Genomic DNA, 18,477 nt, shown 5'->3' with positions numbered 1-18,477 from the left:
GGGCCCGCGCGGCGCGGCAGGCGATGCCACCGGCCGGTGACGGATCAGGCCGGCTTGGCGCCGAACAGGATGCGCTTCTGCGCCTCGCTCATCGGCCCCGTGCGCTCCCAGGGCTTGCCCTTGGCGTAGGCGGCGACGGTGGCCGGCCGTGCGGCGATCGCCTCGAACCAGCGCTGCACATGGGGGTAGTCGGCGAGGCGCATGCCCTGGCGCTCGTGCGGCACGATCCACGGGTAGCAGGCCATGTCGGCGATGCTGTAGTCGCCGGCAATCAATTCGCGATCCGCCAGGCGTCGATCGAGCACGCCGTACAGGCGCGCGGTCTCGCGCACGTAGCGGTCGATGGCGTAGGGGATCTTTTCGGGCGCGTAGACGTTGAAGTGGTGGTTCTGGCCGAGCATCGGCCCCAGGCCCGCCATCTGCCAGAACAGCCACTGCAGCACCTCGTTGCGGCCGCGCAGATCGGTGGGCAGGAAGCGCCCGGTCTTCTCGGCCAGATAGAGCAGGATGGCGCCAGACTCGAACAGGCTGAGCGGCGCGCCGCCGCCGGCGGGCGCGTGATCGACCAGCGCCGGCATGCGGTTGTTCGGCGCGATCTTGAGAAACTCGGGCTCGAACTGCGCGCCGCTGCCGATGTCCACCGGCACGATGCGGTAGTCGAGCCCGCATTCCTCCAGCATTAGGGTGATCTTGTGGCCGTTCGGGGTGGGCCAGTAGTGCAGGTCGAGCATGGCGGCGTCCGTGCAGAAGGGCCCTGCAGTGTGTCGCGCCCGCGCCGGCCGTGCACGGACCCAGCCCACGCTTCACCTGCGCGCGCCAAGGCCCCGGCGTCGACCGCCCCGCCCCTCGCGCCGATTCGACGCGAGGGGCGAGGCCCGAGGGCTCACTCGAAGCCGTCGGAAAACAGCGCGCCCGGCGCCGGCAGACTCAGCCGGGTGGTGACCAGCACCGTGCCGTAGGTGTTGGTGGACACGCGGAGCAGCAGTTGGCCGTCGTCGCCGACCCAGCCGTCGCGGCCGGTTTCGGGGTTGCCGTCGCCGGGCAGGGTGAAGCCGGCCACGACGGTCGACACCGGGCCGCTGGTGGTGGGCACCGGCAGGCTCTGGCCGATCGACAGCAGACGGCGCGGCGCCTGCGGCGGCTTCAGCAGCCAGAGGTCGCGAGTCTGGTTGGGGTTGGTGCTGGCATCCAGCACGAGGCTGCCGTCGCGCAGCACGGCCATGGCGTTGAAGGTTCGCCAGGTGCGGCCGGGTTCCGGCACGTAGGCGGGGTCAGTGAGGCTCAGCAGGGCGACGAGCTGGGGACGCTCGCCCATGCGCACCCGCCACAGGCCGGTGGCGCTGCCGCCGTCGCTGGTGCGGACGCTGGCGATGAACGCGGACCAGTCGTCGGCCACGCTCAGGTCGGACATGCTCGACCAGGTGGAGCCCAGCCAGTTGGGCCCGTAGTAGCCGCTGCTGTCGCCGTAGGCCACCGGCAGGTTGCGGCTGCCGTCGTGCCGGAAGATGCCGGGCCGACTGGCGGTGCCGGGCGTGCGCCAGTCAACGGCGAACACCAGCCCCTGCGAAGGCGAGGGCCGCAGACGGTAGAAGTTCACGAACTCGGCGCCGGCCTCGGCGACGAAGGGGCCGAGCGCGGCGGTGTCGCGGTTGGCCGCGATCGCCCGCGGCGCGCCCTCGCACAGTTCGAAAATCGCATCGCGGGTGTTGGTGGCGGGCAGCAGGGCGAAGACGCGACCCTCGGGCGTGCTGACGAAGCGATCGAGGGTCTGCGAGAAGCTCAAGAAGCTGTCACCGACCGCGAGGCCCGGGGCCAGCGCAGGGTCGGTGCTGCCGCTGCGCAGGCAGGGGCGGTTGCCGAACCCCGGCTCGTGGCGGGCGACCAGGCGGCTCTCGACATTGCCCGGGCTCAGCACCGTGGCCACCAGCAGGGCGCGGCCGCCGTTGAGCATCTGCGCCTCGGCGAAGTTGCTGGCGCCGGGCTCGAACACCCAGTTGGCGCCGAGGTTCGGTCCCAGTGAGCCGTCGGTGCCGTGGCGGGCGATCTCGATGTTGCTGCTGCCGTTCCAGCGCCACAGGCCCCAGCTGCTGTTCAAGGTCGCAGCGGGGTCGCCTGCGCGGGCCCGCACCAGACGCTGGCCATCCGGGGCCGCGGCGCCGTAGCCGCTGGCGACTTCCAGGAACTGGTGGCCGGCCTCGGCGCCGCTGCGGCCCGGGCCCAGGGCACCGGAGGCGCTGAACTGGAACCAGCGCTGGAAGCTGCCGGCCTGCCAGGTCCAGAAGCCGGCCTGGGCGCTGGGCGAGTTGATGCGCACACCGATCAGATCGCGGCCGCGATCACCCAGCAGGGGCTCCTGCAGGCTGCGGCTGACGGCGGGCAACCCGGGCGCCAGCACCTGGCCGCTGTCGGAGGCGAGCACCCGCCAGTCCAGCTGTTGGGCGAAGGCGGAAGTGGGCAGCAGCGCCAGGGCGGCGCAGAGCAGTCGTAAGGAAGGGGTCATGGGTCGGGTCATCCTTGGTCTGAACGGGCCCTCGTCCGGTCGAGGGGCGCGCAGTCTAGGTCGGCCCCGTCGGCAGCCGGGGTATCGCCCCCCGGAAACCGGTAACGCTTCGGTAACTTCGCGCTTTGAGCGCGTCTGCTGGCGGCAGACGGCAGGGTTCATGGGCGCGGAGGCGCGTGCTACGGTCCGCCGCCCTGCCCTTCGCTGCGGGTCGCGCCCGATGGACCGAGCCCTCTACTGCTTCCGCTTCGGCAGTGCCGAATTCGATGAATCGCGCTTCGAGCTCAAGGTCGCCGGCCTGCCGGTGGAGGTCGAGCGGCGGGCGCTGGAGGTGCTGTCCTGCCTGCTGCACCACGCCGGCGAGGTGGTCACGAAGGAGGAATTGTTCCGCGAGGTCTGGGCCGGGCGGGTGACCGTCGACAAGGTGCTGCCGAATGCGGTCACCAAGCTGCGGCGGGCGCTGGGCGAGGCGAATGCCGAATACATCACCACCCAGGCGCGGATCGGCTACCGCCTGGACGGGCCGGTCTCGCGCGTGGCGGTGGGCCGCACGCCGGCGGCACCCCTGGAGCTGCGCGCCGGCGAGCCGGTGCCGGGGCGTCCGAACTTCGTGCTGCGCCGGCCGCTGGGCGCGCACCGCGGCAGCGAGGTCTGGCTGGCCGAGCACGCCAAGACGCGCGACGCGCGGGTCTACAAGTTCGCGCTCGACGGCGAGCGCCTGCGCAGCCTGAAGCGCGAGGCGACCCTGCTGCGGGTGCTGCAGGACAGCGAGGTCGACCCGGCGCACTTCGCCGCGCTGATCGACTGGAACTTCTCGGACGCGCCGTTCTTCCTCGAGTGCGAATACGGCGGCCTCGATCTGCAGGCCTGGTGCGAGCAGCATCTGGCCGCACTGTCGAACGAAGCGCGCATCGACCTGTTCCTGCAGATCGCCGATGCGGTGGCCGCCGCCCACGCGGTCGGCGTGCTGCACAAGGATCTGAAGCCCGCCAACGTGCTGGTGGCCGGGACCATCGAATCACCGCAGCTGCGCCTGACCGACTTCGGCAGCGGCCGCATGCTCGATCCCGAACGGCTGCAGCAGCTCGGCATCACCCGCATGGGCCTGACCCTCACCGAGAACCTGGGCGCGGATTCGCAGTCGGGCACCCTGCTCTACCTGGCACCGGAAGTGTTCGCCGGGCAGATCCCGACGGCGCGCAGCGACGTGTACGCGCTCGGGGTGCTGCTGTACCAGCTGCTCGGCGATCGCCTGCGGCAGCCGATGGCACCGGGCTGGGAGCAGGCCATCGAAGATCCACTGCTGCGGGACGACCTGCAGGACGCCACCCACGGCGACCCCCGCCAGCGGCTGTCGAGCGCCGCCGAGTTCGCGGCCCGTCTGCGCGCCCTGCCGCAGCGGCGGGCGCAGTTGGCTCTGGCCGAGCGCGGCGAACGCGAGGCGCGACAGGCGAGCGCTGCGCTCGCCCGCGCCCGCGCCCGTCGGCCCTTTGTCTGGGCACTGCTGGGCGTTCTGGGCCTCGGCCTTGCCGTGGCGATCGGCCTGCAGCAGCGCACCGAGCAGGCGCGTCGGCAGGCCGAGGCGGAGTTGGCGCGGGCCAATGCAGTCACCCGGTTCCTGAGCGAGGACCTGATCAGCCGCGCCAACCCGCTGGTGCTGGCGCGCGGCGCCGAGGCGCCGCTGCGCGATGTGCTGCTGGCGGCGCGCGAACGGCTGGCTTCGCGATTCGCCGATCAGCCGCTGGCCGAGGCCAGCGTGCGCGCCAGCCTCGCCCAGCTGTTCGCGGCGCTCGATCTGTGGGCCGAAGGCGAACAGGAGATCACGCGCGCCCTGGCCCTGTTCGATGCCGAACTGGGCGAGCGCAGCCGCGGCAGCCTGCAGGCCCGGGCCCTGCGCGCGCAGCTGCTGACTCGACTCGCGCGCTTCGATGCGGCCGAAGCGGAGATCGCCGAGCTGGAGCGCCGGGTCGACCGGACCGACCCGCTGCACCGCCACGCACTGGCGAAGGCCCGCTACAGCCTGCACTACCACCGCGGGGGCTTCGGCGAAGCCGTGCCCGAGCTGCGCGAAGCGCTCGCCACCGTCGGCATCGCCGAACCCGGCCATCAGGCCTTGCACGACAGCCTGCGGGTGGACCTGATCGTCGCGCTGGGCTTTTCAGGCGCGCACGCCGAAGCGCGTGATGAAGCCGAGCGCTTGATCGACGAAGCCGGCGCCCGGCCCGGCGACCACGGCCTGCTGGTGGCGTTGACCCAGGTCGCCGTCGCGCGCAGCCACAGTGCGCTCGGCGACGAGGCGCGAGCGGAGGCCGTGCTGCTGGAAGCGCGCCCGGTGATCGTGGAGCGTCTCGGCGACTCGCATACCCGACATCTGGGTCTGCTGAACGAGCTGATGGCGGTGTATTTCCGCCGCAGCGACTGGGCGCGCGCGCTGCCCTATGCCGAGCAGGTGCATCAGCGGATTCGCGAACGCCTGGGCGAGAGCCACAACGCAAGCCTGGTCAGCCGCGGCAACCTCGGCCGCGTGCTGTACGAGATGGGGCGCTTCGACGAGGCCGAGGTCGAGCTTCGAGCCGCGCATACGGCGCTGGTCGACGCGCTAGGCGCGGAGGCGCCGCAGGCGCAGGATCTGGCGGTGGTGCTGGCCGGCGTCGAGATCGAACGCGGCGAGCTGGCGGCGGCGGGCGCGCTGATCGACAGCCTGCAGGTGGAGGCGCTGGAGAACCAGCGCGGCACCGGTCAGTGGGCGCAGACGGTGGCGGCGCTGCGCGGCCTGCTGCTGGAGCGCTCGGGTGAGGCTGAAGCCGCACGCGCCCTGCTGCAGCGCGCGCTGCCGGAACTTCAGTCCGAGCCCGACGCCGAACGCAGTCGGCTGTTGCGCAGCGCCCAGGCGGCGCTGCAGCGCCTGCAGGGCGAAGCGCGCGAGTGAAGGTGCGGCCACCTGGGCGATTCGACGCAGCGAACCGCCGGGCGCCTCAGTCGATGGCGTGCGGTCGCTCGCGCCGCTTGGCCAGCGCGGCGATCAGCGCGCGCAGGGCCGCCGGTCGCACCGGCTTGTTGAGCAGCGGATAGCCCGCCTCGCGGCAGCGTCGCTGCAGGGCGTCGCCGCTTTCGGCGGTGACCAGCGCCGCCGGCGGCGCGTCCGGCTGCAGGGCGCGGCGCAGGATGTCGATGACTGCAAGGCCGTCCAGGTTCTCGCCCAGATGCAGATCGACCAGCAGCATGTCGGGGCGCTGTTCACGCACCTGCAGCAGGGCGGCTTCCAGCCCGGTCACGGTATCGACGGCGAGGCCCCAGCGTTCGAGCAGGGCGCGCATGCCTTCGAGAATGCTGGGGTCGTTGTCCACGCACAGCACGCGCAGGCCTTCGACCGGGCCGGGGCTGCTCTCGACCGGACGCGGCGCGGCGATGTCGCTGAGCCTTGCACGCGGCGCGCGCACGCTGAACACGCTGCCGCGTCCCGGCTGCGAGTGCAGCGCGATCGGATGGTCGAGCATGCGCGCGATGCGTTCGCAGATCGACAGGCCGAGGCCCAGGCCCTTTTCGCCCCAGGGCGAGGGCTGCTCCAGCCGGCGGAACTCCTCGAAGATCACCGCGCTGTGCTCGGGCGAGATGCCGGGGCCGGTGTCCCAGACCTGGAACTCGACGCTGTCGCCGCGCGCGCGCGCAGCCAGCAGCACGCCACCGTGCTGGGTGTAGCGCAGGGCGTTGGCGACGAAGTTCTGCAGGATGCGCCGCAGCAGGCCGCGATCGCTGCGCAGGGCCAGCGAAGGCGCGTGCACGCGCAGCTCAAGACCGCGCTGCTCGGCCATCGGCGCGAACTGTTCCTGCAGCGAACGACAGAGCTCGCCGGCGGCGAACACCGTGAGCTCGGGCTTGAGCGCGCCCGAGTCGAGCCGCGAGATGTCGAGCAGGCCGTCGAGCAGGTCCTCGGCGGCGCGCAGGGCGCTGTCAATGCGCGAGGACAGCAGGCGCGCATCGGCGTCGGCCTGCGGCTTGGCGGCCAGCGCGGCAGTGAACAGGCGCGCTGCATTCATCGGCTGCAGCAGGTCATGACTGGCGGCCGCCAGGAAGCGGGTCTTCGACTGGTTGGCGGACTCGGCTTCCTGTTTGGCCACTCGCTGCGCGTCCAACGCGTGGGTGAGCTCACCGGTGCGCTGGGCGACGCGCTGTTCGAGCGTTTCGTTGGCGTCGATCAGCGCATGCTCGACGCGCTTGTAGGCGGTAACGTCGGTGAACGTGGTGACGAAGCCGCCGCCGGGCATGGGCCGACCGCGCATCTCGATGACGCTGCCGTCGGGCCGCACGCGCTCGAACACGTGCGGGCTGCCGCGCTGCATGTAGCGCACGCGCTTGGCGACGTGGTCTTCGACGAGGCCAGGCCCGCACTCGCCGCGCTCGGCGTTGTAGCGGATCAGATCGGCCACCGGACGGCCGACATAGACCATGCCCTCGGGGTAGTCGAACATTTCGAGATAGCGGCGGTTCCAGGCCACCAGACGCATCTCGGCATCGACCACGCTGATGCCCTGCGAGATGTTCTCCAGCGTGGCCGACAGCAGCTCGCGGTTGAAGCGCAGCTCCTGCGAGGCCTCGTCGAGCAGGGACACGACCTCGCCGAGATCGAGGCCGGTGCCGCGCAGGGCGGTGGTCAGCACGCGACGCGCCGAGGCGCCGCCGATCGCACCGGCGAGCAGGCGCTCGGTGTACTGCAACAGTCCGCGTTCGGCGGCCTCGCCATCGCTGAATGCGCGGCCGGTCTCGCGGGCGTAGTCCTCGAAGGCGCGCGAGGTCGCGCGCGGGCCGAGGATGCGCTCGGCGATCAGACGCAGATCCGCCACCGACAGCCGCCCCCGCCATTCGGTCACCGCACCGACCGGACGCCGGTACCAGGGGTCGAGGAAGGGCAAGGCGCGCAGGCGTTCGTCGATGCTCGGGCGATAGCGCAGCGACAGCAGGATCAGCGCCGCGCTGTTGAACAGCAGGGTCCAGAAGGTGCCGTGGGTGATCGCGTTCCAGCCGGACAGCCCGAACAGCGCCTGCGGCTCGAGAAAGCCGATGTCGAACGGGCCGGTGCGCGTCCACTCGGCATCCATCCAGCCGGCATGGGCCAGGGTCGGCAGCAGCAGGGTATAGAGCCACAGGGCGAAGCCGGCGCAGAGGCCGCCAATCGCGCCAATGCGGCTGGCGCCGCGCCAGTAGAGGCCGGCGATGATCGCCGGCGCGAACTGGGCCACCGCGACGAAGGACAGCAGCCCGATATCCGCCAGGTTGGTCTGGGTCTCGGCGGCGCGGTGGTAGGCGTAGGCCAGCAGTGCGAGCACGACGATGGTGGTGCGACGGATGCGCAGCACCAGCACCGACAGATCCGGCGGCGCGCCCTTGGCGTAGCGCGCGGTGCGCAGCAGCGCCGGCACCACCAGGTCATTGCTGACCATGGTGGCGAGCGCCACGGTGGCGACGATCACCATGCCGGTGGCCGCCGAGAACCCGCCGAGGTAGGCGAACAGGGCCAGCGCGTTCTCGCCGGCCGCCAGCGGCAGCTGCAACACGTAGGAATCGGGGTGCACACCGCTGCCGGCGAAGAGACTCGTACCAGCCGCCGCAATCGGCAGCACCAGCGCGCAGATGATCAGCAGGTAGAGCGGGAAGAGCCAGCGCGCGTAGCGCAGGTCGGCCGGGTTCTCGCACTCGACCACGCCGACCTGGAACTGCCGCGGCAGGCAGAACATCGCGAGAAAGGCCAGCACGGTCTGGGCGAGAAAGCCCTCCGGAAACACATCGAGACCTTGCGCACTGAGCGTGGCGGGCTGCAAGGGGTTCCAGTCCTCCGGCACGTACTGCAGCGCGAACAGGCCGACCGCGACGAAGGCCAGCAGCTTGACCAGGGACTCCAGCGCCACCGCCAGCATCAAGCCGTGGTGGTGCTCGGTGGCATCCACCTGGCGGGTGCCGAACAGGATCGCGAACACGGCCAGCAGCACGGCGAGGTAGAAGGCCGAGTCAGCAAGAACGGGGGTTCCGCCTTCAACCGCGGTGGCGCCGCTCAGGACCGCGATGCTCATCGCGCCGGCCTTGAACTGCAGCGCGATGTAGGGCACTGCAGCGATCACGGCGATCACCGTCACCAGCGCAGCCAGCCCCTGCGACTTGCCGAAGCGGCTGCCGATGAAGTCGGCGATCGAGGTGATCGACTGCTCGCGGGCAATCTGGATGAGCCGCCGCAGGATCCCGCTGAAAAACAGGAAAAGCAGGACGGGCCCGAGGTAGATCGGCAGGAAGGCCCAGCCATTCGAGACCGCGGTGCCGACTGCGCCGTAGAAGGTCCACGACGAGCAGTACACCGCCAGGGCAAGGCTGTAGACGATCGGCCGCAGCCAGGTGCGGTCGGGATACATCGGCCGGCGATCGCCGTAGTAGGCAACGCCGAACAGGATGGCGATGTAGACCAGCGAAACCAGCAGCAGAACCCAGCCGGCAATCATCCTTCCCTCCCCAGGGGTGACGGACGCACGCGCAAGCGCAGGCCCTGCGTGGTGTGTGACCAAAGCCTGCGCGAGTCTCGCTCCGCCATCGCGAGGGCGTCGCTGCGTGCGTGACTGAGCGCAGTGCGAGAACGTACGGCAGTCGTGCGCACCGGTGACGGCAGCATTCGCGCAGCCCGCTGTCGCCACCGGCGACTCGCAGTGATCGCAGTCGGCGCAGACGCCTCACATGCTCTCACTTCCACGCACCCGACCGCAGGCTGAGGGCAGCCGCGCCTACACGCAGGGAGCGGATCGGCCTCAGCCGCGCTTGCGGCGGGAGGCGGGCGCGAGCGGCGCTGAGCGGCGGTCGCTTGTGGTGTCGGGCGCGCTGGGGCCCACCGGGGGCGCAAGGGCTCGCCCGCGCGGGGTTCCGCGTCGACAGGCATCCGAGCAATAGACGACGCTGTCCCAGCAGCGCTCCCAGCGTTTGCGCCAGCTGAAAGGCCGGAGGCAGACCGGGCAGAGCTTTTCGGGCACGGGCTTGCGCATCGGCCTCAGCCGCCGCCGAGTGTCTGCAGGACGCCCTCGGCCTGCAGACGCAAGCGCTGCAGCGGCCGCGGTGGCTGCGTCTGCGCCAAGGCGGCGCAATGGCCGGGTGCCGCGCGCAGATCGCGCAGGTGGAAGCGTCTGCCCGGCCCCAGATCGAGCACCCCCAGGGGAGCCTCAAAACTGGCCGGATCGACCCGTAGCCCGAAGCCACAGGCTTTCAGCGCGGCCTCCTTGCGGGTCCAGGCTTCGGTCAGCGCCTCGACGCGGTGGCCCAGGGGCAGCCGACGCCAGGCCTCAAGCTCGCCGCGGCCGAGGATCTGCGGCGCCAGCACGTCGGTGTCGCGCTGGATTAGCGCTTCGATGTCGACCCCCACCGGCGCGGCGTCCAAAGCCACCAGCGCCTGGCCGCCGCAGTGGCTCAGCGAGAAGTGCAGGCCGGGGTGCTCCGGCAGGCAGGGCTTGCCCTGCGGGTCGGCGTCGATGCGCAGCGCGGCCGGATCGATGTTCGCCGCCCAGCCCAGCACGCGCCGCAGCGCCACGTGCGCGGCGATGAAGCGGCGCTGCAGCTGCGGCGTCGCGAAACGCACCGCGCGCGCGCGTTCGGCGGCATCCAGCAGATCGAAGTCCGCTTCCAGGGCGTCAAGATGCAACTCGACCACGCGCACGCTGGCGTCGTCGCGCAGCAGGGACACTGCATTCACGTTGAGAGGGGCTCCAGAAGAGGGGCGACGCCAGTATGCCGCGGTGCCGGGCTTTGGACCCGGCCGACGCGATACCTGCCGGGCCGCGATCAGCTGCGATCGCGGCGGTACAGCAGGCCCAGGACGTAGCGCGTCTCGTCGAAGTGCTGGCTGAGCACACTGCCGCGACGCTGGGCGCGGCTTGCGCCCAGCTCAAGTTCGAGATTGCGCAGCCAGCGCCAGCGCAGCGAGAGGCCATAGATGCGATCGCGATCTTCACGTCCGTCAAGGAGATAGCGGCGACGGTCGTAGTTGGCATACACATTCAGAGTCAAGGTCGGTCGCAGCGGCCTCGAAAGACCCGCGGCGAAACCGCTGACGCGCTGGTCGAGCACATCGCTGCGGGCGTAGTCCTGGTCGCGCCAGTACGCCTCGACACGTGAGAACAGAGTGGCGCCGTTGCGGGTGTGGCCAAGGTTGAGGCTGGACTCACGGTACACATCCGGATTCAGGAAGCTGCCGCGTTCGCTAGGCACGCTGACCGGAAGCCCGAAATCCTGCAGACGCGGCGCCGCGCCGATGAGGTCGGCCAGCGCATCGGAATACTGCTCTGCAGCCCGCAGCTCGAACCGCTGCGCCTCATCCGGCAACCAGGCAGCGCTCAAGCGCAACAGCGAGCCCTGGCGACGCACATCGTCGACAAAGTCGATGCGAGAGCCGCCGGCATCGAGGGCGAGCTCCACCTGCGCGCCGCGTCGCCCCCAGCGCAGAAAGGCATCGACGCGCTTGAAGTCCTGCACGCTCACGCTGGTCTGCTCGAACGCGGTGTCGTTGTACTCGAGGTTTGCCGTCAGCGTCTGGGTCGGCGACAGCTGACGCAGGCCGCGCAGGGCGAGGTTCCAGCGAGCGCTGTTGAACTCGCGGGTACGCTGCGCCCAGGCATCGACCCAGCGCAGCTCGGCCAGCACGCGGGTACGCGCATCCGGCCGCAAGCTGAGGGTGGGGCCCGTCAACAGCACATTCGTACGCTGCTGGTTGTCGGGACGGTCGACGGCGAACGCGTCGACGGGCTGGCGGCCCAGGTAATCCTCGAAGGTCCAGCTCAAGCGCTCAGGCAGCAATCGCCATGCGGCGCTCAGTCCAAGGCGGGTGCGCAGCTCGCTGTCGAAGCCGGAAGTCTGATAGCGGTAGAACTCGGCGTCACCGGCCGCCCGCAGGCTAAGGCGATCGCCCTCGCCGGTCAGCGCAAAGGCAAGATTGGGCCGCAGCACGGTGTCGGCGACCGGGTCCAGCGCGCTGCGGCGGATATTGTCGCTGCGCTCGATGGCCATGCCGAGGCGATAGTCGAGCCGCAGCGGGCGTTCGGCCGTGGGCTGCGCGGCCAGCGGCTGCGCCTGCAGCGCGGCGAGCAGGACAAGCGAGGACGCGCCTGTGGATTTCAGGAACACGGCGGTTCTCCAGAGACAGCGCATGGCAGCAAAGGCCGGCTGCAGTTCATCACTGCGGCACGCGATTGAACGCAACGCCCGCAAGTCGCACGCGGTCGAGCACGGCAATCGCTTCCTGCACCGCGGTCGGCGTGTCGCGCCCGTAGCCGGCAACAAGGACCGAGAGTTCGGCCATGCTCGAGAGAATGCGGGCGTCCGGTGAGGCTGCCACCGCCGGCGCATCGAGGATCACGCTGACGCCCTCCTGGGTGCCGCGCAGCGAGTCGAGCAGCAGGCGCATGCGCGCCGAGCCCAGCAGATCGCCGCTGGCTTCGCGCCTCGGGCCGCCGGGCACCAGCAGCAGGCGCGGCACGGCCGTGGCGTGCACGATCTGCTCGACGCGATCCACCCGCCCCTCCAGGAAGTCCACCAGACCGAACGCATCCGCAGGCACGTCGAGCCGCCGGTGCAGCTGCGGCGCACGCAGGCAGCAGTCGACGAGAATCACCGTGCGGCGCTCGTCAAAGGCCATGGCCGAGGCCAGGTTTACGGAGACGAAGCTGCCGCCGCTGCCGTGTGCGACAGGAACCACAAGCAGGCTGAGGCTGCCTCCGCCTACGCGCGCCAGGAGCTGGGTGCGCAGATCGCGGAAGGCGTCGGCCGGCCGCGAGTCGGACATGTCGTGGCTGACGATGCGTCGTGCCTGCAGCTGCTGCTCGGTGAAGGGCGCCAGCGTGCCCACGCGCTCGGCGAGCGCCTGCCCGGCGCGCTGCGGTTCGACTTCATGACGCTTGCTCACAGCACGATGACTCCGCGGCTGATGGCCGCCCAGGCATAGATCAGGAAAACGGAAGCGAGTACCGCGAAGGCAGCCGCCAGTTTGGCGACGGTGCGTCGTCGATCCGCGCGGGTGCGGAACTCGGGGATGCTCACCAGCACGGGCACCGGCAGGGCCTGCGCCAGCGACTGTGCGCTGCGCGCACGCGGGTCGATCTGCAGCAGGGCGAACAGCAGACCCAGCGGCACCGCGAGGCCGAGGCCGAGGCCTGCAGCGGCGAAATGCATCAGGCGCAGACCCGTCGGCTGCAGCGGCAACGCCGCGGGCTCCTGGATGCGGAAGGTCAATCCGCGCTGCTCGGCGTCGAGGCTCATCGAGACTCGCGCATTTTCGCGACGACGCAGCAGATCCTGGTAGATGTCGCGGTTGACCTCGTAGTCACGCGTCAGTTCAGCAAGCGAGGCTTCGCTGTCGGCCACCCGACGGCCGCGATCGAGCTCCGACTGCAGCAGACTTTCGTTCTCGCTGATGCGCGCGCGCAGGGCAGCGATGTCGCTGCGCACGCGGGCAAGGTCGGAACGCAGCTGCTGGTACAGCGGATTGCCTGCGGCCGCGACGTCGGCACCGCGGGCGCCTGAGGACTCCGAGCGCTCCTCGCGGGCGAGGATGGCCTGCATGTCCTCGATCTGATGGCGAAGACGCACGACGTCGGGATACGAATCGGTGTAGTCGAGCAGCAGGGTGTCGAGCTGGGACTGCAGTTCGGCAATGCGTATGCGGACCTGGGCCGAGCGTGAGCGCAGGTCGGAGACCTCGGCCTCGCCGCTGATTTGCGCCTGCAGGGCGTTCTCGCGCATTTGCAGCTCGGAAAGATCGGTGCGCGCGCCTTCGATCTGCGAGCGGATCTCGGCGATGCGCGTGCGGACATCGATGTCCGTACCGGGCCGCGCATCGAGATTGGCGGCGCGGAACTGCTTGAGGCGCTCCTCGGCATCGGTCAGCTTGCGGTGGTACTCGTCGACCCGCGCCGCGATGAACTCGAAGGCTTCGCGGCTTTCCCGCTCCTTGGCGGCGAGGCTTTCGCTGATGAACAGCTCGGCATAGCGATTGGCGATTGCGTAGGCGCGCTCGGGCTCAGCATCCGTGTAGGTGATCCGGATCAGGTTCTGGCCCGGGCTGTCGATGCGCGTGCGCTGCTTGATCTCGCCGATCAGGCGCTCGCGTGGCAGCGGCTCGGTGACGGTTTCTCCCCAGCCACCGGTCTTCAGAATCTCAGCCATGATGCTGCGGCTGAAGATCACTTCGCGGGCAATGCGCGCTCGATCGGCGACGCCGGTTGGCACGGCGCGGCCCTCCATCAGCGGCGCGATGATGTTCGCCTCACTGACGAGGATGGTGCTTGCGGACTGGTACTTGCGCGGCAACAGAATGCCCGCCGCAAGGAACAGCACAGCGATCAGCCCGAAGGCCGCCAGCAGCAGCGCACCGTGGCGCCTCAGCTCTGCCACCATCATGGGCAGACGCGCAAACAGTTCGGCGCCCGACGACAGCGCGGGGCCCGGCAGGGCCTGCGGCTTCACAGGGCGCGCTCCGGTACGGTGATGACGTCCCCCGGACGCACTTCGAGGTTGGTCTCAAGGTCGCCGCTGCCGAGAATGGCCCCCAGACGGACGTTCAGGGCTTGCGTATCGGCGCCTTCGCGGCGGTAGAGGCGGGTGCGGTTGGCGGCCGCGAACTCGCTGACTCCTCCCGCCTGCAGCACGGCGTCGAGCACGGTCATGCCCTGACGGTAGGGGATCGAGATCGGGGTGCGTACTGCGCCGGTGACTCGCACGCGCGAGAGGAACTCATGGCTGCGCAGCTCGGTGAGGATGACCGCAACCTTGGGGTCGCGAACGTATGCGGCGAGCTGGCCTTCGATATCCCGGGCGACCTCCTCCGGGGTGCGTCCACCGGCGAGGACATCGCCGACGAGAGGCACGGAGATCCTGCCGTCGGGGCGCACCGGGACGCTGACGCTGAGTTCGGGGTTGCGCCAGACTGCGACCTGCAGTTGGTCATCCACACCAATGCGGTAAAGGTTCTCGGTCGACTCGGCCGCGAGCACCGGCATCGGAGCCGCAGTCATCAGGCAGGCAAGGGTGAGCAGGGCCTGCAGCAGGCGGAGGGTGCGTTTCACGCGGGCGCTCCTGAGGGCGTTTCAGACATCCGGCTCTGTGAAGTCTTTCGCAGAACCCCGGAGGCTGGGATGATAAGCCCGCCCGGGCTTAATGAGAAGCCCATCACACTTGATCTCAGGACATGCGGACCGACGACTATCTTGCGGACTATGCCCGACTGGGTCTTCAGCCAGGCTGCAGCGTTGATGCGCTGCAGCGTACCTGGCGGCTCGCGGTGCGCGATCTGCATCCGGATCGGATCGCCGCCGGGCTGGATGAGGCCTCACGGTCCCAGCGCCTGCATGAGCTGACGGCTGCTTATCGGCGACTGCGGAGCTTCGAGCGTGAACACGGTCGCTTGCCGGGTGGAACTTTGGCCGAACCGCTTCCCGTGCAGGGCTTCCAGGTTCCCGCGGCTCAGGTTCCCGCGGCTGCGGACTCGGCGGGTACAGGGTCCAGCGCCGGGATGTCTGGCCCAAGCTCGCTGCGTGTGGCGCGTGGCTTCACGTTCTGGGTGGTGCTGGCGCTGGGTGTGCTGCTTGCCCTGAGCGGCCTGCTGCAGAGCGAGCCCAGCGATGAGGCAGCCCTTGCGGCAGAACCTCTGAAAGCACCCATCCATGGTGCCTCTGTGGAGGTTGCTGCCGCGGCAGCTGGTCCGGGCCTTCGCATTCGGGTGGGCAGCACGGAAGCGCAGGTTGAGCGTCTGATGGGTGCGCCGATGGTGACCCAGGCGGATCTGTGGGAGTACGGCCCTTCGCATGTGCGCTTCGAGCGTGGGCGCGTCGTGGGCTGGTACAGCTCGCCGCTGAAGCCATTGCCGGTAGAGATCGAGAGCCGTTGACTCGTACCGCGGGTCACCGGCTGACGCTTGCTGCCCGGCTGGCTGCGTCGCGTGTTCGGGGACGAGGCGTCCGCGATCGCGCTGGCGAAGGCGATACAAGAGTCCGCGCCGTCAGCCGAGCTCTCGCTGAAAGTCCGGTAGTGCCGCGAGCATGCGCGGACCGTAGCGCCGCGTCAGCAGGCGGCTATCGAGTATCACGATGCGGCCGTGGTCGCGTTCGCTGCGAATGAGTCGACCGCAGTACTGGATCAGCGTTCGTGTGGCCTGGGGGACGCTGACTTCGACAAAAGCGTTACGACCGCGCGCTTCCAGCCACTCGGCATACGTTGCGCCGACGGGATCGGTCGGCACGGCGAATGGCAGCTGGGTGACGACCACGGTCTCGCAGAGGCGACCCGGCAGGTCCAGGCCCTCGCCGAAGCTGGCCAGGCCGAACAAGGTGCTCCCCAACCCGGAGGTAATTGCCGCCGAATGGGCCGCGAGTAGCGCAGCTTTGCTGCGTGATCCTTGTGCAAGCACGCGCGCGCGGCACGCGGACGTCAGTTGATCAAGGGTTTGCTCCAATTTGGCACGGGAAGTGAACAGGACCAGATTTCCCGCGGCCCAGTCGAGCTCACGCTCAAGCCACTGCACAACGTGGCGTACGTGCGCATCGCGCTCGTCGGGAGAAACGGAGAAGGCCGGCACCTGCAGTCGCGCTTGCTGGCGCAGCGCGAAGGGAGAAGGCAGGGCCAAGGTTTCAGCGTGCGCGGGTAGACCCACCTGCGCCGCGAAGCTCTTGAAGTCGCCGCCGATGGATAGCGTTGCGGAGGTGAGCACAACCCCTGCGGCTTGTGGCCACAGCACGCGCCGAAGGGTCGGCGCTGCAGACACTTCGGAACCGTGGCAAGTGATCGATCCATCCGCTTCGCGCGACAGCCAGCGGGCTCTGGGCAATTGATCTGATGCTTCGTCTTGCGACCACAACCACCAGAGCGCGGCTTGAGCCTCCAGGCGTTCGCGCGCTATCCCCAGCTCGCGGGCCGTGGTTTCCCTGCGATCGGGCGGAAGGTCGCTCTCCAGCAGGGCCTTGATGGCAAGCGGCAGCCAACGGACGAGTTCTGAGCTGCGCTGCGAAAGGGCCTGGGCCAGCTGGCGCCATGCCTCGGGCAGCTGGCCCAAGCTGGCGCGCCACACGGGCTCCGTCGGTGCGGGAGTGCTCGGCCAAGCGGCATCCAGCGCGGCGTCGAGACGCTCCACGTCTGCAATGAGTTGCTCAAGCAAACCGTCGATTTCGGCGGCATCCTTGCGCCCTATCCTTTCCTTCTGGGTGGCGAGATAGACCGCGCGCAGCGGTGCGGCGACGCGCTGAAGCCTTCTCCCCGCGTCGGCCAGATTGACGTCAGCTCCGCCGCGATCAATCGCTTTGTCGGGAAGTTGATGCGCCTCATCGAAGACATACAGCGTTTCGCTGGGTGCGGGAAGCAGCACCCCACCAGAACCGTCTTCATCTCGTCCGAGTTCGAGGTCCGCCAGGACGAGGTCGTGGTTGGCCACAATGACTTGGGCGCCGTTGAGTCGATTGCGCGCCAGCACGAAGGGGCATGCCGTGATGAAGGGGCAACGCCGATTGCTGCATCCCCCGGCAGACGTCGTAACCAGCCGCCTGGTGTCGTCATCCAGTGTGGTGGGAACGCGATCAAGATCGCCATCCCAGGTGTTGGATCTCAGGGCATCCAGCAAGCTGCGCAAGTTTTCGACTTCGCCGCGGCGGGGAGGCCGTGGCCAACTGCCAGTTCCCTGGGGGATGCCGAAATCGAAACCGCCCTGAGGCAGTTCCGCATCGTCTCGAGTCAGCTCATGCATGTTCCGCGTGCACGCATAGCGCTGCCGTCCCTTCGCCAGCACCACGATTGCGTCTGAGCTGGTGGCCCTAAGAAACGAAGGAATGTCGCGCTCGACGAGCTGTTCCTGCAGCGCGACCGTGGCGGTCGCGATGACCAGCTTTTTGTTCTGGGCAAGCGCAATGGGCAGCGCCGCCAGGAGATACGCCACCGACTTGCCCGTACCGGTAGGGGCTTCAACCGCCAGAACACCCTTGTCCTGCGCCAAAGACCGTGCAACCGCAGCGATCATCTGGCGCTGCGAAGAGCGCGCGACAAAGTCTGGAAAGCTGTCGCGCAGCTTTCGATACTGCGTACGAATGGCGTCTTGCAGTTCGTCGCTAATGCGGGATGCATCGTTAGCGACGCTCACGACACTGGCTTACTTTGGCCCGATCTCGCCGTCGACGTAGTACCAAACGCCGTCTTCCAGCAGAAAGCGGCTGCGCTCGACTATTCTTTGGGCGGGGCCTCCGCCGACCTTGACTCGGGCAATGAAGCTCACTTCCTGGCGGCTTGCATCAAGCACCCGATGCGAGATGATCTGAAGTCCAAGCCAGTGAGTGCGCAAGCCCGGGCGATCACTTAGGTCCAGCGTTGGCGGACGCGTGCTTGAATGCCATGTTGTCAAGAGAAAGTCCGTACGTTTGCGAACGTAGGCACTGTAGCGTGCGCGCATAAGCACAAGTGCGTCCGCGGCTTGCGTTGTTCCCGCATGGAGCGGCGCGCAGCACAGCTCGTAACTCTTGCCGCCGCCACAGGGACACTGCGTTTGAGCATCGGCGATGGCTGCCGAGTGTCCGCCGTTTGCCGTCATGGTGTGGGCATCGTTGAACATAGTCGTGGCTGGTTCCTACGAGACCGCACAGGATGGGGCCGGATCCCGTTGAGGGCAAGAGGAGGAGTCTGGCACTTGCACCGATTCACGCAGAACATTCAGGCGGCGGTCGGGATGGACGCATTCGCGCCGGTTTGCAGTGAGTCGCTAGCGCCGGGTCAGGCGCTGGCTGGGCGCCTGCAATCGGTCGCGGAGCAAGTGCCTTGGCATGAGGCGGTTGAAGTCGTGAACTCCACGGGAGCCACGCGTCGCGACGCGCGGTGTGTGCGTGCGACGTGATGCACCCATCGTCACAGCACCACACGTGCACCAACCTGGATTAGGCAGGCATCCAGGGCTTTGTGGCAGGTGCCTTGGAATCTGGCATCGGAGTCGC

At 69.1% G+C, this 18,477-nt stretch carries 13 protein-coding genes; 2 read left to right on the top strand and 11 right to left on the bottom strand.

The window, feature by feature from the left end; genetic code table 11:
• Window positions 1-44 precede the first annotated feature (44 nt).
• The gene (locus tag H4O13_16050; GenBank protein MBE5316906.1) at window positions 45-731 is read right to left on the bottom strand and encodes a glutathione S-transferase N-terminal domain-containing protein; all 687 of its coding nucleotides are present in this window, start codon (window positions 729-731) and stop codon (window positions 45-47) included.
• Between the two features lie 152 nt (window positions 732-883).
• Window positions 884-2,500 (bottom strand): hypothetical protein, encoded by a 1,617-nt coding sequence (locus H4O13_16045; GenBank protein ID MBE5316905.1) that lies wholly within the window; start codon window positions 2,498-2,500, stop codon window positions 884-886.
• A gap of 220 nt (window positions 2,501-2,720) precedes the next feature.
• Between H4O13_16045 and H4O13_16040 the strand changes: the two genes are divergently transcribed.
• Entirely contained in the window at window positions 2,721-5,429 is a 2,709-nt protein-coding gene (locus H4O13_16040) for a winged helix-turn-helix domain-containing protein (protein ID MBE5316904.1), read from the top strand.
• A gap of 46 nt (window positions 5,430-5,475) precedes the next feature.
• Here H4O13_16040 and H4O13_16035 read toward each other — a convergent pair whose 3' ends face one another.
• From H4O13_16035 to H4O13_16005, 7 genes are all read right to left on the bottom strand, one after another.
• Window positions 5,476-8,985, bottom strand: coding sequence for a hybrid sensor histidine kinase/response regulator (locus H4O13_16035; protein ID MBE5316903.1), 3,510 nt, complete (start codon window positions 8,983-8,985; stop codon window positions 5,476-5,478).
• Window positions 8,986-9,285: 300 nt separating this feature from the next.
• The gene (locus H4O13_16030) at window positions 9,286-9,516 is read right to left on the bottom strand and encodes a DUF2256 domain-containing protein (GenBank protein ID MBE5316902.1); all 231 of its coding nucleotides are present in this window, start codon (window positions 9,514-9,516) and stop codon (window positions 9,286-9,288) included.
• 5 nt (window positions 9,517-9,521) lie between these two features.
• Window positions 9,522-10,217, bottom strand: a complete 696-nt coding sequence (locus H4O13_16025; GenBank protein MBE5316901.1) for a 4'-phosphopantetheinyl transferase superfamily protein — start codon at window positions 10,215-10,217, stop codon at window positions 9,522-9,524.
• An 89-nt stretch (window positions 10,218-10,306) separates the two neighbouring features.
• A complete protein-coding gene (locus H4O13_16020; protein MBE5316900.1) occupies window positions 10,307-11,644 on the bottom strand; it encodes a hypothetical protein in 1,338 nt (445 codons plus the stop codon).
• 49 nt (window positions 11,645-11,693) lie between these two features.
• Window positions 11,694-12,422, bottom strand: a complete 729-nt coding sequence (locus H4O13_16015; protein ID MBE5316899.1) for a polysaccharide biosynthesis protein — start codon at window positions 12,420-12,422, stop codon at window positions 11,694-11,696.
• On the bottom strand, window positions 12,419-13,981 hold the full coding sequence (locus tag H4O13_16010) for a hypothetical protein (GenBank protein ID MBE5316898.1): 1,563 nt from the start codon (window positions 13,979-13,981) through the stop codon (window positions 12,419-12,421). The genes H4O13_16015 and H4O13_16010 overlap by 4 nt, the downstream gene beginning before the upstream one ends.
• Complete coding sequence (locus H4O13_16005; protein ID MBE5316897.1) at window positions 13,978-14,514, bottom strand: polysaccharide biosynthesis/export family protein; 537 nt, start codon at window positions 14,512-14,514, stop codon at window positions 13,978-13,980. The genes H4O13_16010 and H4O13_16005 overlap by 4 nt, the downstream gene beginning before the upstream one ends.
• 188 nt (window positions 14,515-14,702) lie before the next feature.
• Here H4O13_16005 and H4O13_16000 point away from each other — a divergent pair, with 188 nt between their 5' ends.
• Window positions 14,703-15,401: a J domain-containing protein gene (locus H4O13_16000; GenBank protein ID MBE5316896.1), complete on the top strand. Its 699-nt coding sequence runs from the start codon at window positions 14,703-14,705 to the stop codon at window positions 15,399-15,401.
• Window positions 15,402-15,512: 111 nt separating this feature from the next.
• Here the strand turns inward: H4O13_16000 and dinG are convergent, their stop codons facing one another.
• Both dinG and H4O13_15990 read right to left on the bottom strand, forming a co-directional pair.
• Window positions 15,513-17,609: an ATP-dependent DNA helicase DinG gene (gene dinG, locus H4O13_15995; protein MBE5316895.1), complete on the bottom strand. Its 2,097-nt coding sequence runs from the start codon at window positions 17,607-17,609 to the stop codon at window positions 15,513-15,515.
• A gap of 36 nt (window positions 17,610-17,645) precedes the next feature.
• Window positions 17,646-18,080 carry a hypothetical protein gene (locus tag H4O13_15990; GenBank protein MBE5316894.1) on the bottom strand — a complete coding sequence of 145 codons (435 nt, stop codon included), beginning with the start codon at window positions 18,078-18,080 and terminating at the stop codon, window positions 17,646-17,648.
• Window positions 18,081-18,477: the final 397 nt, after the last annotated feature.

The organism is Lysobacterales bacterium (assembly GCA_014946745.1).
Taxonomy (GTDB): Bacteria; Pseudomonadota; Gammaproteobacteria; order Xanthomonadales; family Xanthomonadaceae; genus Aquimonas.
This window is presented reverse-complemented; position numbering and strand designations above follow the sequence as displayed.

Coding starts and splice junctions, on each gene's coding strand:
- H4O13_16005 (MBE5316897.1), bottom strand. CDS start 14,514: ATGCCGGTGCTCGCGGCCGAGTCGACCGAGAACCTTTACCGCATTGGT.
- H4O13_16030 (MBE5316902.1), bottom strand. CDS start 9,516: ATGCGCAAGCCCGTGCCCGAAAAGCTCTGCCCGGTCTGCCTCCGGCCT.
- H4O13_16040 (MBE5316904.1), top strand. CDS start 2,721: ATGGACCGAGCCCTCTACTGCTTCCGCTTCGGCAGTGCCGAATTCGAT.
- H4O13_16050 (MBE5316906.1), bottom strand. CDS start 731: ATGCTCGACCTGCACTACTGGCCCACCCCGAACGGCCACAAGATCACC.
- H4O13_16045 (MBE5316905.1), bottom strand. CDS start 2,500: ATGACCCCTTCCTTACGACTGCTCTGCGCCGCCCTGGCGCTGCTGCCC.
- H4O13_15990 (MBE5316894.1), bottom strand. CDS start 18,080: ATGACGGCAAACGGCGGACACTCGGCAGCCATCGCCGATGCTCAAACG.
- H4O13_16000 (MBE5316896.1), top strand. CDS start 14,703: ATGCGGACCGACGACTATCTTGCGGACTATGCCCGACTGGGTCTTCAG.
- H4O13_16035 (MBE5316903.1), bottom strand. CDS start 8,985: ATGATTGCCGGCTGGGTTCTGCTGCTGGTTTCGCTGGTCTACATCGCC.